The organism is Pseudomonas sp. MPR-R2A5 (assembly GCF_058793055.1).
In genome coordinates, this window is sequence record NZ_JBXAFK010000009.1 from 142,011 (window position 1) to 157,805 (window position 15,795).

A 15,795-nucleotide genomic window follows, 5' to 3' on the forward strand; every position below is an offset into this window, starting at 1 on the left:
TGGCTCTGCCGAGGGGCTGCGCAGCAGCCCTATTCAGCGCTGCCGCATTCTTCCGGGTGAACCGCAGCGGTAGGTTTTGGGGCCGCTGCGCAGCCCAACGCGGGGCGAGCCCGCTCGCCACAGAGGGACGTGTTCAGCCTGCCGGTTACCTGAGTTCCACGGGCAACCAGATCTCCACCGTCCCCGTGCCCTTGCGTACATCGAAATCCGCGCTGTAGCGCTCGAAATCCGCCCCGGCCACCTTGTAGCCCGAGTGCGGCAACCACTCGAACATGATGCGCTCGTAGGTCTGCTCCAGTGCCTGCACCGGGCCATAGTGCGGGAACACGGCGTAGTGGTGCGCAGGCAGTTCGACGAACTCGAAGTTGCTCGGCACATCGCCTTTGGACGGCACTTCCACCCCCGCCATGTAATCGAACTCACCGTGGCTGGGGTTATGGCAAACGCCGTAGGACACACCGTCGACGCGTTTCTTGATGTGTTTTACGCTGTCGTCAAACACGCCCCACAGCTTGGGGATATCGCCCGCCGTGGCCTTCGAATAACGCCCTTGCACCCCCGCGATTACCAGGGCTTTGCCGTCTTTCATGCGCGGCTCTAACGGTTGTGTTATCTGCTGATCCATCTGAACAGTCTCCTTCTTATGAGGGAACAAACCCATATCGAGTATAGGGGTATATCCGCGCTGTACTCCATGCAGAAAATTTCCCTACGCATCTGGACAACTGGCCATCATCGACCGTATTGTCTGCCCCGCAGGCCACCGCAGTGGCCAACGTCGCTCGGACGGTTCCGGGCGCTTACGTACTCCGAGGCAACAATGGCCGACCAAGGTTCGCCGCGCCGCTTTGCGCGCATCGATCGACTCCCCCCTTACGTGTTCAATATCACTGCCGAGCTGAAGATGGCTGCGCGTCGGCGCGGCGAAGACATCATCGACTTGAGCATGGGTAACCCCGACGGCGCCACGCCTCCCCATATCGTGGAGAAAATGGTCACCGTCGCCCAGCGTGAAGATACCCACGGCTACTCCACCTCCAAAGGCATTCCACGTCTGCGCCGGGCGATTTCACGCTGGTACAAAGACCGCTACGACGTGGACATCGACCCCGAGTCGGAAGCCATCGTCACCATCGGTTCCAAGGAAGGCCTGGCGCACTTGATGCTGGCCACCCTGGACCAGGGCGACACCGTACTGGTGCCCAACCCGAGCTACCCGATTCATATCTACGGTGCCGTGATTGCCGGTGCCCAGGTGCGTTCGGTGCCGCTGGTGCCCGGCGTGGACTTCTTCGCCGAGCTGGAACGGGCGATTCGCGGCTCGATCCCCAAGCCGAAGATGATGATCCTGGGCTTCCCGTCCAACCCCACCGCGCAGTGTGTGGAGTTGGATTTCTTCGAACGGGTGATTGCGCTGGCCAAACAGTACGACGTACTGGTGGTGCATGACCTGGCGTACGCGGACATTGTCTACGACGGCTGGAAAGCCCCCTCGATCATGCAGGTGCCTGGGGCAAAGGATATTGCGGTGGAGTTTTTCACCCTGTCCAAGAGCTACAACATGGCCGGCTGGCGTATTGGTTTCATGGTGGGTAACCCGGAACTGGTCAACGCGCTGGCACGGATCAAGAGCTACCACGACTACGGCACCTTTACCCCGCTGCAAGTCGCCGCGATTGCGGCGCTTGAAGGCGACCAACAGTGCGTCAAGGACATCGCCGAGCAGTACCGCCAGCGCCGCAATGTGCTGGTCAAGGGCCTGCATGAACTGGGCTGGATGGTCGAGAACCCGAAGGCGTCGATGTACGTCTGGGCGAAGATTCCCGAAGCCTATGCCGCCATGGGCTCGCTGGAATTTGCCAAGAAACTGCTGCAGGAAGCCAAGGTGTGTGTGTCGCCGGGGATCGGCTTTGGTGAGTATGGCGATGACCATGTGCGCTTTGCACTGATCGAGAACCAGGACCGGATTCGCCAGGCGGTGCGGGGGATTCGCGGGATGTTCCGGGCGGATGGGTTAGTACCGAAAACCGGCGCCTGACTCGGTCAACACGTGGGAGGGGGCTTGCCCCCGATAGCGGTGGGTCAGTCACCAGATGCAGTGATTGACTCCCTATATCGGGGGCAAGCCCCCTCCCACATTTGATTGGGTTTTCACCCTGGCCTTGTGGTGTGTCTGTTAGACCACCAACGACAGCAACATGATAAAGATCAGCGCCACCACCGACAGGATGGTTTCCATCGCCGTCCAGGTCTTGAATGTCTCGGCCACGGTCATGTTGAAGTACTGCTTGACCAGCCAGAAGCCTGCATCGTTAACGTGAGACAGGATCAACGAGCCAGCCCCGGTCGCCAGTACCAGCAGCTCGCGGTTGACCCCTGGGATCATCCCCACCACCGGCACCACAATGCCAGCACCCGTAATGGTCGCTACGGTCGCCGAACCCGTCGCCACACGAATCACCGCTGCCACCAGCCACGCCAGCAAAATCGGGTTGATCTGCGCGTTGACCGCCATATGGCCGATCACGTCACCCACACCGCTGGTCACCAGCATCTGCTTGAAGCCACCACCGGCACCGATGATCAGGATGATCGCGGCGGTCGGCGCCAGGCTGGCGTCGAGCAGCTTGAGGATTTGTTTGGCGTGGATACCCTGGCGATGGCCAAAGGTGTACAGCGACAGCAGCAAGGCCAGCAGCAAGGCGCTGATCGGGTGACCGATCATGTCCATCCAGTTGCGCACCACGTGGCCTTCGGCCAGGGCGATGTCGGCGAAGGTTTTCAGCAGCATCAGGAACACCGGCAGCAGCACGGTGATCAGGGTGATGCTGAAGCTCGGCAACGTCTTGTGCTCCGACTCGCGGGCCAATTGGTCGACCAGCTCCTGGGACGGGTTGCCGGGAATGTACTTGGCAATGAACGTACCGAAGATCGGGCCGGCAATGATGGCCGTCGGCAGTGCGACGATCAGGCCATACAGGATGGTCTTGCCGATATCCGCGCCAAACACGCCGATGGCCAGCAGCGGCCCCGGGTGCGGTGGCACCAGGCCGTGCACCGCCGACAGGCCGGCCAGCAACGGGATACCGATCTTGATCAGCGACACGCCGGTACGGCGCGCAACGATAAACACCAACGGGATCAACAGCACAAAGCCGATCTCGAAGAACAGCGGAATGCCCACCAGGAACGCGGCGAACATCATGGCCCACTGGACCTTTTCCTTGCCGAAGGCGCGGATCAAGGTCTGGGCGATCTGATCGGCACCGCCGGATTCAGCCATCATCTTGCCGAGCATCGTACCCAGCGCGAGGATGATGCCGACAAAGCCAAGCACCCCGCCGAAACCGTCCTGGAATGCCTTGATGATCTTGTCCACGGGCATACCCGAGGTCAGGCCGAGGAAGCCGGCCGCGATGATCAGCGCAATGAACGGGTGAACCTTGAACCGGGTAATCAATACGATCAGCCCGATGATGGTAACGACTGCATCTAACAGCAGGTACGACTCGTGGGACATGCCAAACATGGGGGGTCTCTCCTGTTTGTTGTTGTTATTAAAACGGGTGTTGAATTTCCTGCCGGGGATAGCGCTATCTTGTCCGGCAAAAAATTATCGGGTTGGTTCAAAACCGTGTTGCAGCCACCAGGCGTTGGTCTGCTCGGCCAGCGCCTCGACGCTGTCTTCGCTGGCGTTTAGAGCCAGGGTCAGGGGCTCGCCCTTGGGCGATTCAAGGGTGGCGAACTGGCTGTCTATGAGGCTGGCCGGCATGAAATGGCCGGGGCGATGGGACACGCGGTCGGCGGCGACTTCACGGGTCAGTTCCAGGAATACAAAGCCCAGGCCAGGCGCGGCTTCGCGCAGGTGGTCACGGTATTTCTTTTTCAGCGCGGAGCAGGTGAGTACCGGGTGTTCACCGGCTTTGAGCGAGCGGCGCAGTTCATCGCACAGGATGTCGAGCCAGCCGGCGCGGTCGTCGTCGTTGAGGGGGTGGCCGGCGCTCATCTTTTCGATGTTCGCGGCGGGGTGAAAGCTGTCGCCTTCAATGGCCGTGGCACCGTTCAGGCGGCACAGGGCCTCGCTGACGCTGGTCTTGCCACAGCCGGCAACACCCATGATGACCAGGGCGGTAACAGGTTGACTCATGGAACACCTCAGGACGCAGATAGCGCTATCTTTGCACGCTGTAAGGCGAGTGCAAAAACAGGCTTTTCCCGCGCCGTCTTGTCATTTTTATGGAGTGACGCGTGCATCCGCTCCAATCATTTGAACCGGATCAGGCAACCCAAAGTTCAATAATTTGCAGCCTTTTGGAGACAGCGCTACCTTAGTGCCTCGATTTTTGTTTGGCAAGCCGCCTGATGACCTCTAAGAACGATAAAAATACCCGCACCACCGGTCGCCCTACCCTCAATGAAGTCGCCCGCCTGGCCGGCGTCAGCCCGATTACCGCCTCGCGCGCGCTGCGCGGCATCAGCACCGTGGCCACCGAACTGGTGGAAAAAGTGCAGCGAGCCGCCGCCGAACTCAACTATGTGGTCAACCCCGCCGCCCGCGCCCTGGCTTCGGCCCAGAGCCATTCGGTGGTGGTGTTGGTGCCGTCGTTGTCCAACCTGCTGTTTATCGAAACCCTCGAAGCCATCCATCAGGTACTGCGGCCCAAGGGGTTCGAAGTACTGATCGGCAACTCCCATTACTCGCGCGATGAAGAAGAAAACCTGCTGCGCAACTACATGGCCTACCAGCCACGGGGGTTGCTGCTGACCGGGTTCGATCGCACCGAAAGCGCGCGACGGATGGTCGAGGCCAGCAATGTGCCCTGTGTGTACATGATGGATCTGGACCCTAATGCGGGCGTGAACTGCGTGGGTTTCTCACAGTTGGCCGCAGGTGAAACGGCAGCGGCGCATTTGCTCTCCCGTGGGCGCAAGCGCCTGGCCTATATCGGCGCGCAACTGGACCAACGTACCCTGCTGCGCGGCGAGGGTTTCCGCCGGGCGTTGCAACAAGCAGGGCTGTACGACCCGGCGCTGGAACTGCTGACACCGCGCCCTTCCTCGGTCGGCCTGGGTGGCGAGCTGTTCCTGCAATTGCTCGCGGCGCACCCGGATGTGGACGCAATCTTCTTCGGCAACGACGACCTGGCGCAAGGTGCGCTGCTGGAAGCCCTGCGCCATGGCATCAACGTGCCGGAGCGCGTGGCCGTGCTGGGCTTTAACGACCTGCCAGCGTCGTCTTTCATGGTGCCGCGCTTGAGCAGCATCAGCACCCCCAGGGAAGCGATCGGTCGACGTGCGGCGGAGCATTTGTTGACGATCATGGCGGGCAATAGGATCGCCAAGCCGGTAGTGGATATGGGGTTTGAATTGCAGGTGCGGGAAAGCACGTAGGACGCCTGTAGGATGAGGCTGACATTGCGGTAAGCGCCTTGCCCGGTTGCCTACGCTTACGTCAGAATCCGCCGGCTTGTGCGCTTGAGGGGTGATCTTTAAGGTTTGCCGGTCGCTGAATTTCTCGGTGATCGGGTTTAGTAGCCTGAAGCTCTCCACACATATGCATAAGCCAACCATGGTGGCTGTGCGTAGGGCGCCTTCGGGTGCGCCGGGTTTGTGTGGGATTACCGGTCTACTAACCTGCGTACAGCTGCCACCCATTCGTTTAGTAGCGATTAGGGTGTTGGCACAGCCAGGTACTTCAACCATGCAAAGCGTCAATCCCCCGACTACGCTGTTCACGCTCATCCCCGATGTCTCCACCGAAACCCTGCTGATCAACAGCTACGAAACCGTGTGCTCCGTCAGCACCTTGCTGCTCGACCTGTCTGATGACCTTACCGGCAAACACCGTGATGTTGCCCTGGCCATTCACCAATTGAGCGAACTAAGCGTGTTGCTGGTGGGCAAAGCCATGGACCAGCACGCACCACGCTGCTAAGGCCCTACTGGATAAAAATGTGGGAGGGGGCTTGCCCCCGATGGCAGTGGGTCGGCTACAGACAGGCTGACTGATTCACCGCTATCGGGGGCAAGCCCCCTCCCACATTTTTTAACCGCGCCTACTTGGCCCCTGCTAGATTAACCACTCTCCACCGCCAGGAAAGCACCATGGGACACTCACTGAAAATCTTGGGCCGTACCTCGTCGATCAACGTGCGCAAAGTCCTGTGGACCTGCCAGGAACTGGGCATAGACTACGTGCGCGAAGACTGGGGCATCGGTTTCAAACCCACCCAATCCGCCGAATTCCTGGCCCTGAACCCCAATGCCCAAATACCGGTACTGATCGATGACCACGGCGTGCTGTGGGAATCCAACACCATCTGCCGCTATTTGGTGAACCTCTACCAACGCCACGACCTGCTGCCCATCGAACCCGCACCGCGCGCGCGGGTCGAGCAGTGGATGGACTGGCAGGCGACCGAACTCAACCCGTCCTGGGGCTATGCCTTCCAGGCGCTGGTGCGCAATAGCCCCGACCATCAGGACCCGCAACGTATCGCAGCCGGCGTGCAGGCCTGGAACGACAAGATGGGGCTGCTGGAACAACAGTTGGCTAAAACCGGCGCCTACGTGGCCGGCGATGATTTCACCCTCGCCGACATCCTGATCGGCCTCTCGGTGCATCGCTGGCAGATGACGCCCATGCAGCGGCCGCCCTACCCCGCCATTGCGGCGTACTACCAGCGGCTCAGCCAGCACGCCGGCTTCAAGACCTTCGCCCTCGACGGTCACAATTAAGCACAAGGACAAGCACGTGAAAGGATTCAACGTACTGCTCACCGGCGCTTGCGGCAGAATCGGCAAGACATTTTTCGAGGCTTCGAAAGACCGCTACCGTTTCATCCTCACTGACCGCGTCGCGCCGGATTTCGACCTGGGTGACCACCGCTTCGTACACGCCGACCTTAGCGACCGCTCCACCCTCACCGCCCTGCTCGAAGGCATCGACGTGATCGTGCACCTGTCGGGCATCCCCCACGCCAGCGCGTCGTTCGAGGAGTTGCTGCCCAACAATATCCTCGCCACCACCTACCTGTTCGAAGCCGCCGTGGCCGCAGGCGTGCAGCGCCTGGTATTTGCCAGCAGCGCCCAGACCATCGAAGGCTACCCGGTAGACCGCCAGATCACCCCCGGCATGCCCGTGCTGCCTGCCAACCTGTATGGCGTGAGCAAATGCTACGGCGAGGCGTTATGCGGTTATTACGCAGCGAAAACCCCGCTATCGACCATCGCCCTGCGCATCGGCGCCTTCGAATTCCCCGAGGCCCATGACCTGCGCAACGCCCGCGACCTCAGCGCCTGGCTTAGCCCCCGTGACGCGGTGCAATTGCTGCAACGTGCAGTGGAAACAGCCGGGGTCAAACACCTGATCGCCCATGGCATCTCCAATAACCGCTTCAAGCGCCTGGATTTAAGCGAAACCACGCGCGTGCTGGGCTATCAACCGGTGGATGACGCGTTCCAGGCCTTTGAAATTCCGATCACCTTCTGAGCACACGCCATAAAAACCTTGAAACACCACGCCGACGCGCAATAAATCAGCGAATCGGCGTGCCATCGCGGGCAACTTCACAAGCGGCGATTTCCGTTAGCAGGCTAAGATTCCACTTCACTGCCCCTGGAATCTGCCCCATGTCGACACTCACTGCCTCTGCCACGGACGGCATCGACCCGGTCCGTGCCGCCCATATCAGCGCGCGCATCGACCGCCTGCCGGCTGTCGCCAGTATCTGGCGCCTGGTGGCGCTGCTGTCGATTGGCGGTTTTTTCGAGCTGTATGACCTGTTCCAGACCGCCTACATCAGCCCGGGCCTGATCAAGGACGGCATCTTTGCCACCGGCAGCGGCGGTGTATTCGGCTTCTCCGACCAGGCCGCGTTCGCCTCGGCGACCTTTCTTGGCCTGTTCCTCGGGGCCAGCCTGCTCAGCCCCATCGCCGACCGCTTCGGGCGCCGGGCGATCTTCACCTTCGCGTTGATCTGGTACACCGTCGCCACGGTGTTGATGGGTATCCAGACGTCCGCCCTGGGCATCATCTGCATGCGCTTCCTGGTGGGCATCGGTCTGGGCATCGAGCTGGTCACCATCGACGCTTACCTGTCGGAACTGGTACCCAAGCGCATGCGCAGCTCGGCGTTCGCCTTTGCGTTTTTCATCCAGTTCCTGTCGGTGCCGGCGGTGGCCTTGATGTCGTGGTGGCTGGTGCCCCAGGCGCCGTTCGGCGTCGCCGGCTGGCGCTGGGTAGTGCTGTCGAGTGCAGTGTTTGCGCTATTTATCTGGCAACTGCGCAAGCGCCTGCCGGAATCACCGCGCTGGCTGGCGCAGAAAGGTCGTTTCGGCGAAGCCAGTGCGATCATGGACAACCTCGAAGCCCGCTGTCAGAAGGATTACGGCCAGCCGCTGGATGAGCCCGAACCGGAAACCGTCAGCGTGCAAGGCAGCGGCCGCTTTGCCGATATCTGGCAACCCCCGTACCGCCGCCGTGCGTTGATGCTGATCGTGTTCCATGTGTTCCAGGCCATCGGTTTTTTCGGCTTTGGCAACTGGCTGCCGGCGTTGCTCTCGGGCCAGGGTGTCAGCGTGACCCACAGCTTGCTGTACGCCTTTATCATCACGCTCGCCTACCCCTTGGGGCCGTTGTTGTTCGTGAAGGTGGCCAACCGCTTTGAAAACAAATGGCAGATTGTCGGCTCGGCCATGGGCGCGATGATCTTCGGTAGCCTGTTCGCCCTGCAGACCACGGCGGTAGGGTTGGTGATCTGCGGGGTGATGATCACGTTCTGCAATGCCTGGTTGAGCTTCAGTTATCACTCGTACCAGAGCGAACTGTTCCCGACCAATATCCGCGCGCGGGCGGTGGGGTTCTGTTATTCGTTCAGCCGCTTGTCCACGGTGTTCAGCAGCCTGTTGATCGGTTTTATCCTCGAACACCTGGGCACCCCGGGCGTGTTGGCGTTTATCGCCAGCAGCATGTTGATCGTGATGATCACCATCAGTTGGTTCGGGCCGCGTACGCGCAATCTGGCGTTGGAAAATATCGCCCACTGACGGCAACGATTGGCCGTCGACGGGACAACTATTGCCGCGACGGCCGTGCGCGCCCCAGTAAAACCGGGGTGATGCTGCCCGGCACGCTAATTGCTCCACCTGAGGCACCGTACATTTCCCCAGGTGAACCATCATGCTGGTTAACAACAACACTCAAGCCGTATCGACCGTCCAACAGCTCAAGCGCCCCGATATGGACCCCGCCAACGCCGCCGCCAGCACGCTATACAGCGGCGCCCTGCAAGCGGCGCAGCAAAGCGTGACCGTGCCAGTTGTACAGAAGGCACTGGACAAGGCCAACGATCGCATCGACGAAGCCTTCGCCAAGACCCGCGTGCAGTTGCAAGCGAGCACGGCAGCCACTCCGGCGACCACGGATGTACCCGCCGCCGGTTCCACCACCAGCAGCGCACGCGCAGACTTCACCGATTACATGAGCAAAACCCCGGCCGAACGTATCCGCGAGCAGTTGCTCAAGGAGCAAGGGTTGACCGAGGAACAAGTGCAGGCCATGCCCCAGGAAAAACAGGATGCGATCGCCAAGCAGGTGGCTGAGCGCGTGAAAGTACAACAAGAGCAGCAGGTAGCGGCGAAGACCGCGGCGCCCCAGGCGCAGTCGGTGAAAGACACCCTCGCGGCGATCTAAGCAACCGCGCAAGGCAAACCCTGTCTGCGACTTGGCGCTGTCGTACAGCAAACCGGCCCCCTGATGGCGAGCGGGCCGGTTCCCGATCACTGGGTGTCAGTCTCAACCTTGGGCGACTGATCCATCGCCCCCTGGTGGATTCAAGCGCATCAACGTTCAGCCAGCATCTTCAACAACGCGTCGGCGGCGGCCGAAGGTGGGCGGTTGGGTGAACCGACCAGGGCAAACTCGCGGTACCGCGGCGCTGTCAGCGGCATCACGCGTAAACCCTGGCGCTCGACCGGCAGGGCCATCTCCGGCACCAGCGTCACGCCAACGCCTTCGCGTACCAGGCTGAAGGCGCTGCTCCATTCGCGGACTTCCACGCGGATATCGCGCAGGGTCAGCCCTACCGCGGCGCCCAGGCTGCGGGCATTGGCGCTGCAACCACCGGTGGCAAGCACGAAGGCTTGTTCGAACAGTTCCTCAAGACTTACGCTTGCATCGGCCGGGCGTTGTGCCAGTGGATGGTTCGTCGGCAGCACTGCCATCCAGCAGTCACGGCCCAATATGGTGGCCTGGCGCTCGGGCTTGGGGTTGAGCACCACGCCCAGGTCGATCAGGTCGGCCTCGAGCAGGGTCAGCACCTCGTTATCGGTAACATCCAGGGTGGTGACGTCGATACCGGGATATAACTGGCGGAAACGTTGCAAAAACGGCGTCAGAAAGGTCGCGAGCGCCATGGGGAAACTAGCGATGCGAATCGTCCCCCGCAGCATGGGCCTGGCCTCATCCACAGTACTGCGAATCGCCTGCAAGGCCCCGAGCATCACCCGCGCCTGCTCGATCACACTCAGCCCCAGGGCGGTGGGCAAGGTCTTGCGCGGCTCGCGGGTAAACAACTGAGCACCCAGCGTCGCCTCCATGCCAGCCATGGCCTGGCTGGCGGCGGACTGGGTCATGCCGACATGTCCGGCGGCGGCGGTGATGCTGCCGTGATCGGCCACCGCCACCAGCAGGCGCCAGTGCATCAGGTTCATCATGACAGTCGCTGTCCTTATGGCAGGGATCCGAAGGTTTAATTTTACGCAAGGTGCCACGGCGGTGAGACTGGCGCAAATTCAACGGAGCTGTCACAGATGAAACTGTATTTCTTCCCCAATGCCTGTTCCCTCGCCCCCCATATCGTGCTGCGCGAATTGGCGCTTCCGTTCGACCTGGTGCGCGTGGATAACCAGGCCAAAACCACTGCCGATGGCCAGGACTTCCTGCAGATCAACCCCAAGGGCTATGTGGCAGCGCTGCAACTGGACAACGGCCAGGTGTTGACCGAAGCCAGCGCGATCCTGCAATACCTGGCCGACCTCAAACCCGACGCGGGCCTGGCCCCGGCCAATGGCAGCTGGGAGCGCGTGCGCTTGCAGGAGTGGCTGAATTTTATTGCGACTGAAATTCATGGTGGGTTGGCAGTGTTTTTCAACAATGCGATTCAGGGCGAGGTCAAAGCCTCGTTCCAGGCCACGCTGTTCAAGCGCTTCGCGGTGCTGGTGCAGACCCTGGAGCACCAGGATTACCTGTTAGGCGCGCACTATTCAGTAGCGGATGCCTACCTGTTCGTGGTGCTGCGCTGGGCGGGGTTTCACGCCATTGATCTGGGCAAGTGGCCGGCGCTGGCGGCGTTTCAACAGCGGGTGGGCGAGCGGCCAACGGTCATCGCCGCGCTGGCCGCCGAAAATTCATGATCTGAAATAGACGCCAGTGTGGCACCGGCTCGCCTGCAATGACGGGGGGGCTGCATGCGGCACAGAGGCCGTGCGCTGTTCTGGTAGAGGGGGCGTGCGGCAGCTCAGAGCAGGTGTTTCCTGCTCTGTGCAATGAGGCGGGAAAATCTGGCAGATCATTGGGTTATAAGCTTGTCACTCAGTGACCGAACAGACCTGTGTCGGTTTTCTTGGCTTTCTTGTCGGCGCGTTTTTCGTCGGCGGTTTTTGCCGGTTTCTTCTTCGCGGCTTTCTTTGAATCCATACCTTTGGCCATGATGCGTGCTCCACTTACAGGGGATGTAACACTGGGTATACCACCTATTGCCCTACAGAAGACGCTTATAATCCTCGGCCCGTGATTACGCTGCCTGAAGACCATGCCCGAGTTGACCATCGATCTGCTGGCAGAGCCCCTGTGGCCGCTGCTGAACAAGTTTTATCGCAGCCACCAGTCGTCGATGAAGGCGCTCAAGGGCGGACGTCTGTGGGTGGCGCGCCGCCGCGAGATTGTCGCCGGCCTGTGCCTCACGCCCGTGGTTGGCGGGCAATGGTTGACGGGCGTGTTTGTCGACCCGGCGTATCGCGGCCAGGGTCTGGCAGCCCGCTTGATCGGTGCGGCGGTGGCAGATGTGGAAGGCACAGTGTGGCTGCTCTGTCATCCGGAGCTGGAAGGCGTTTATCAGCGCATGGGCTTTACCCAGGACACGCTGTTGCCGCAATCCCTCAGCGAACGACTGGTGCGCTACAAGCGTAACAAGCCGATGATTGCGATGGGCTTAGAACCTTTGGTGAGGTCGACCTCGGATAATGTGTGATCGGCCGACACTGGGCCCATGCTAGCCTCGACGGCACAGAAGCCCTCTACAGGATGATCATGAAAACGACGCTTGCAGCTCTGTCCCTCACCGCCCTCCTCGCGCCAACCTTCAGCCAGGCCGCCGACGCGCCGATTACCGCCAAGCAATACGCCAGTGTGCTGGCCGGCAGTTGGCGCGACCCGGCTAACAGCGCGCGTGACGTCTATCGCCATCCACAGCAGACACTTGAGTTCTTTGGCCTGGGCGCCCAGCAGAGGGTGATCGAAATCACCCCAGGTGGCGGCTGGTACAGCGAGATTCTCGCACCGCTGCTCAAGGACCACGGGCACTACATCGCCGCCGTGCAGGCCCCCAGTGTGAGTGCCTACGCGCGCACGTCGGAAGAAAACCTGAAAAAGAAATTCGCCGCCGACCCGGCGCGCTATGCCAAGGCTGAAGTGGTCGAGTTCGATCCCAAGGCCCCGGTGTTCGGCAAACCCGCGTCGGCGGATGCCGTGCTGACGTTCCGCAATGTGCATAACTGGGTGTTGGCCGATACCGCCGAGGCCACTTTCAGCGGGTTCTACAACGTGTTGAAACCGGGTGGCGTGCTGGGGGTGGAAGACCATCGCGCCAAGGACGGCGCAAACCTTGACGCCATCAAGGACAGTGGTTACCTGACCACGGCGCAGGTGGTGAAGCTGGCGACCGATGCCGGGTTCAAACTGGCCGGGCAGAGTGAGGTCAACGCCAACCCGAAGGACACCAAGGACTATGCCGGCGGCGTCTGGACCTTGCCGCCGACGTTGAAGCTGGGCGAGCAGGATAAGGCCAGGTATGTGGCGATTGGCGAATCGGACCGGATGACGTTGCGGTTCGTCAAACCAGCCAAATGATCTGACTCACCGCCGCCCCCATGTGGCGGGGGCAAACCAGCCCCTTCCACAGGGATTTGTGGGCATCGGCGAGGTTATTCGTCGGCCGTCGGGTCCATGTCCGGGAACATCACTTCGATAAACCCGAACTTGCTGAAGTCGGTGATCCGCGACGGGTACAGCCGGCCGATCAGGTGGTCGCATTCATGCTGCACCACGCGCGCGTGGAAGCCTTCGGCGATACGTACGATCGGCTCGCCCTTGGGGTCGAAACCTTCGTAGCGAATCTGCTGGTAACGGTCTACCGCGCCACGCAGGCCGGGTACGGAAAGGCAACCTTCGTAGCCCTCTTCCAGTATCGGGCTCAGCGGTGTGATCAGCGGGTTGATCAGGATCGTCTGTGGTACGGCCGGAGCGTCCGGGTAGCGTTCACTGCTCTCGAAACCAAAGATCACCAGTTGCAGGTCGACGCCAATCTGCGGTGCGGCCAGGCCGACGCCGCCGACGTGCTCCATGGTCTGGAACATGTCATCAATCAACTGCCACAGCTCGGGGCTGTCGAACATTTCCGGCGGGACCGGTGGCGCGATACGCAGCAGGCGTTCGTCGCCCATTTTCAGGATTTCACGGATCATCGATCAGACTTCGTCAGGGGTGGGCTTGGAATGGTCTCGGCCGAGGCCAGAGACGTGCTGTTTCTCACTCACGTGGGTGTGTGCATCGAATGCCTTTTCGCCGGGGTCCTTGCCTTCGGCGGACATGTGTTCGATCACGGCATTCATCTCCGCACCGAGCAACAACACGGCAGCAGAAATATAGAAGTACAGGAGCAGGACAATGATTGCACCGATACTGCCATACATGGCGTTGTAGTCGGCGAAGGTCTTGACGTAGTAGCCAAAGCCCAGGGACGCGACGATCCACACCACCACCGCCAGCACGGAACCTGGGGTAATAAAGCGGAATTTCTGCTCGACATCGGGCATCACGTAGTACATCAGGGCCACAGCGAACATCAGCAGGACCACGATCAGCGGCCAGCGCAGGATGGTCCACAAGGTGACCACGAATTCCTGCATACCGATTTGCCCCGCCAGCCACTCCATCACCTGCGGCCCGAGCACCATCAGCGCGGCGGCGGCCAGCAGCATGCCGGCGATGCCCACGGTGTAGAAAATCGACAACGGAAACCGCTTCCAGATCGGCCGCCCTTCGACCACGTCGTAGGCGGCGTTCATCGCGCTCATCATCAAGCGCACGCCGGCCGAGGCGGTCCATAGTGCAATCACGATACCCACCGACAGCAGGCCGCCCTTGGATTGCTGCAACTGGTCGATCACCGGGTTGACCTGCTCCAGGGCCTGGGGCGGCAACACCAGTTCCGACTGCAGGCGCAGCCAGGTGAAAAAGTCCGGCAGGTGCAGGAAACCGATCAAGGCAATGAGGAACAGCAGGAACGGAAACAAGGAAAACAGCATCTGGTAGGCCAATGCCGAGGCGTAAGTCGACATCTCGTCGTTGACGAATTCCTTGACCGTGCGCACCAGCACTGTGTGCAGCTTGAGGCCATCGAGTACCGGAAAAATCATAGCGTCTCCTTTCGCCGCAAAAAGGTTGAGTTCAGGGGCGACTCAGGGGGCGTTTTCTACATCAAAGTAGCCTATCTGGCGACTTTGAAACAATTTCAAGAATTTAGTTGCACCGCCGCACATAAAAACGGCCATCCGTGGATGGCCGTTGGGCTCAATGAACACAGCCAGCGATTCAGGTTTACTTGGTCGCTTTTTTGACGGCGTCCTTGGTGTCGCCGACGGCTTTCTGCACTTCGCCTTTCTTTTCCTGAATGACACCTTCAGCACGCAACTTATCGTTGCCGGTCACTTTGCCGACGCCTTGCTTGATGTTGCCGACAGCTTCGTTCGCGACGCCTTTTACCTTATCCGATGTGCTGCTCATGGTATGCCTCCGAAAGAACAATCAAGGGTTTTGGTCATTACCTAAAGATTGACCCGGGGCTGTTCGGCAGAGTTTCAATTATTTTTCGGTGGGCATTTCATCGCCATGCGCAGGTTTGGCTTTATGTTTTGCGGCCAACCCACGAGAATGCGCGGCACATTCAGGCTATAACGCTGAATAACAGATCCCGTAGGAAGGTTATGAAACTCAATAAAGCACAGGCCATCGCCCGCAGAAACCAGGAACTGGGCGGTGCCGTTCTCGGCGTCAACAACTGCCATTTCACCGACCTGGACCGCAAACGCAATATCTGGTGGTTCGACTTGCCGGTGGCGCGGATTGCCGTGGGCCAGTACGAGTGGATTCACCTGTTGATGCACAACGCCGAGACCGACCAGTTGCTGCACCTGAAGGTGCCGACGGTATTCCTGCGTGAAAAGCTCGAAGGGCTGGTGGTGCGCAATGCGGGCAAGCGCAAGCCGGAGATTACCCTGGAGCTGAGCGCGGACAAGGATTCGTTCCTGAAGGATGTGCGTCCGGCGGGTGCCGGTGTCAACTTCGCGCAGTTCGCCCTGTAGGAACGCGGCAAAAAAAATGTGGGAGGGGGCTTGCCCGCGATAGCAGTGTCAGTCACTGAATCTGTTGACTTCACACTGAAGTGCGCCCCAAAAGCTGGACAGCTGTTGGTTAGGCTACAGCGGACCGGGTCCTGTACGCTACAGGGCTCAGTC

18 protein-coding genes are annotated in these 15,795 nt (G+C 60.5%); 11 read left to right on the plus strand and 7 right to left on the minus strand.

The window, feature by feature from the left end; all coding sequences use genetic code 11:
• Window positions 1-145: 145 nt before the first annotated feature.
• Entirely contained in the window at window positions 146-625 is a 480-nt protein-coding gene (locus AC1Q6I_RS09815; protein ID WP_024077057.1) for a GyrI-like domain-containing protein, read from the minus strand.
• Window positions 626-820: 195 nt separating this feature from the next.
• Here AC1Q6I_RS09815 and alaC point away from each other — a divergent pair, with 195 nt between their 5' ends.
• Window positions 821-2,038: an alanine transaminase gene (alaC, locus tag AC1Q6I_RS09820; RefSeq protein WP_102625299.1), complete on the plus strand. Its 1,218-nt coding sequence runs from the start codon at window positions 821-823 to the stop codon at window positions 2,036-2,038.
• A 138-nt stretch (window positions 2,039-2,176) separates the two neighbouring features.
• Here alaC and AC1Q6I_RS09825 read toward each other — a convergent pair whose 3' ends face one another.
• A complete protein-coding gene (locus AC1Q6I_RS09825; RefSeq protein WP_102625300.1) occupies window positions 2,177-3,529 on the minus strand; it encodes a GntP family permease in 1,353 nt (450 codons plus the stop codon).
• Window positions 3,530-3,613: 84 nt separating this feature from the next.
• A complete protein-coding gene (locus AC1Q6I_RS09830; protein WP_024077060.1) occupies window positions 3,614-4,147 on the minus strand; it encodes a gluconokinase in 534 nt (177 codons plus the stop codon).
• Window positions 4,148-4,359: 212 nt separating this feature from the next.
• Here AC1Q6I_RS09830 and gntR point away from each other — a divergent pair, with 212 nt between their 5' ends.
• The 6 genes from gntR (at window position 4,360) to AC1Q6I_RS09860 (ending at window position 9,694) form a co-directional block, all read left to right on the plus strand.
• Entirely contained in the window at window positions 4,360-5,391 is a 1,032-nt protein-coding gene (gntR, locus tag AC1Q6I_RS09835; RefSeq protein WP_173903838.1) for an HTH-type transcriptional regulator GntR, read from the plus strand.
• Window positions 5,392-5,701: 310 nt separating this feature from the next.
• Window positions 5,702-5,935, plus strand: a complete 234-nt coding sequence (locus AC1Q6I_RS09840; protein ID WP_102625302.1) for a DUF6124 family protein — start codon at window positions 5,702-5,704, stop codon at window positions 5,933-5,935.
• 170 nt (window positions 5,936-6,105) lie between these two features.
• Window positions 6,106-6,738: a glutathione S-transferase family protein gene (locus tag AC1Q6I_RS09845; protein ID WP_024077063.1), complete on the plus strand. Its 633-nt coding sequence runs from the start codon at window positions 6,106-6,108 to the stop codon at window positions 6,736-6,738.
• A gap of 16 nt (window positions 6,739-6,754) precedes the next feature.
• Window positions 6,755-7,492 carry an NAD-dependent epimerase/dehydratase family protein gene (locus tag AC1Q6I_RS09850; protein WP_102625303.1) on the plus strand — a complete coding sequence of 246 codons (738 nt, stop codon included), beginning with the start codon at window positions 6,755-6,757 and terminating at the stop codon, window positions 7,490-7,492.
• Window positions 7,493-7,632: 140 nt separating this feature from the next.
• On the plus strand, window positions 7,633-9,048 hold the full coding sequence (locus AC1Q6I_RS09855) for an MFS transporter (RefSeq protein WP_102625304.1): 1,416 nt from the start codon (window positions 7,633-7,635) through the stop codon (window positions 9,046-9,048).
• A gap of 133 nt (window positions 9,049-9,181) precedes the next feature.
• Entirely contained in the window at window positions 9,182-9,694 is a 513-nt protein-coding gene (locus AC1Q6I_RS09860) for a hypothetical protein (protein ID WP_024077066.1), read from the plus strand.
• A 149-nt stretch (window positions 9,695-9,843) separates the two neighbouring features.
• Here AC1Q6I_RS09860 and AC1Q6I_RS09865 read toward each other — a convergent pair whose 3' ends face one another.
• Window positions 9,844-10,716, minus strand: coding sequence for a LysR family transcriptional regulator (locus AC1Q6I_RS09865; RefSeq protein WP_102625305.1), 873 nt, complete (start codon window positions 10,714-10,716; stop codon window positions 9,844-9,846).
• A 96-nt stretch (window positions 10,717-10,812) separates the two neighbouring features.
• Here AC1Q6I_RS09865 and gstA point away from each other — a divergent pair, with 96 nt between their 5' ends.
• The 3 genes from gstA to AC1Q6I_RS09880 all read left to right on the plus strand — a co-directional run bounded on the left by gstA (window position 10,813) and on the right by AC1Q6I_RS09880 (window position 13,129).
• Window positions 10,813-11,415: a glutathione transferase GstA gene (gstA, locus tag AC1Q6I_RS09870; RefSeq protein ID WP_024077068.1), complete on the plus strand. Its 603-nt coding sequence runs from the start codon at window positions 10,813-10,815 to the stop codon at window positions 11,413-11,415.
• 398 nt (window positions 11,416-11,813) lie between these two features.
• Window positions 11,814-12,251 carry a GNAT family N-acetyltransferase gene (locus AC1Q6I_RS09875; RefSeq protein WP_024077070.1) on the plus strand — a complete coding sequence of 146 codons (438 nt, stop codon included), beginning with the start codon at window positions 11,814-11,816 and terminating at the stop codon, window positions 12,249-12,251.
• Between the two features lie 59 nt (window positions 12,252-12,310).
• On the plus strand, window positions 12,311-13,129 hold the full coding sequence (locus AC1Q6I_RS09880; RefSeq protein WP_069076888.1) for a class I SAM-dependent methyltransferase: 819 nt from the start codon (window positions 12,311-12,313) through the stop codon (window positions 13,127-13,129).
• Between the two features lie 74 nt (window positions 13,130-13,203).
• Here AC1Q6I_RS09880 and def read toward each other — a convergent pair whose 3' ends face one another.
• The 3 genes from def to AC1Q6I_RS09895 all read right to left on the minus strand — a co-directional run bounded on the left by def (window position 13,204) and on the right by AC1Q6I_RS09895 (window position 15,064).
• Window positions 13,204-13,743, minus strand: coding sequence for a peptide deformylase (def, locus tag AC1Q6I_RS09885; protein WP_024077072.1), 540 nt, complete (start codon window positions 13,741-13,743; stop codon window positions 13,204-13,206).
• A 3-nt stretch (window positions 13,744-13,746) separates the two neighbouring features.
• On the minus strand, window positions 13,747-14,697 hold the full coding sequence (locus AC1Q6I_RS09890; RefSeq protein ID WP_024077073.1) for a YihY/virulence factor BrkB family protein: 951 nt from the start codon (window positions 14,695-14,697) through the stop codon (window positions 13,747-13,749).
• Window positions 14,698-14,878: 181 nt separating this feature from the next.
• Window positions 14,879-15,064 carry a CsbD family protein gene (locus AC1Q6I_RS09895; protein ID WP_024077074.1) on the minus strand — a complete coding sequence of 62 codons (186 nt, stop codon included), beginning with the start codon at window positions 15,062-15,064 and terminating at the stop codon, window positions 14,879-14,881.
• A gap of 200 nt (window positions 15,065-15,264) precedes the next feature.
• On the opposite strand from AC1Q6I_RS09895, the gene AC1Q6I_RS09900 reads away from it, so the two are divergent.
• A complete protein-coding gene (locus AC1Q6I_RS09900; RefSeq protein WP_024077075.1) occupies window positions 15,265-15,642 on the plus strand; it encodes a hypothetical protein in 378 nt (125 codons plus the stop codon).
• Window positions 15,643-15,795: the final 153 nt, after the last annotated feature.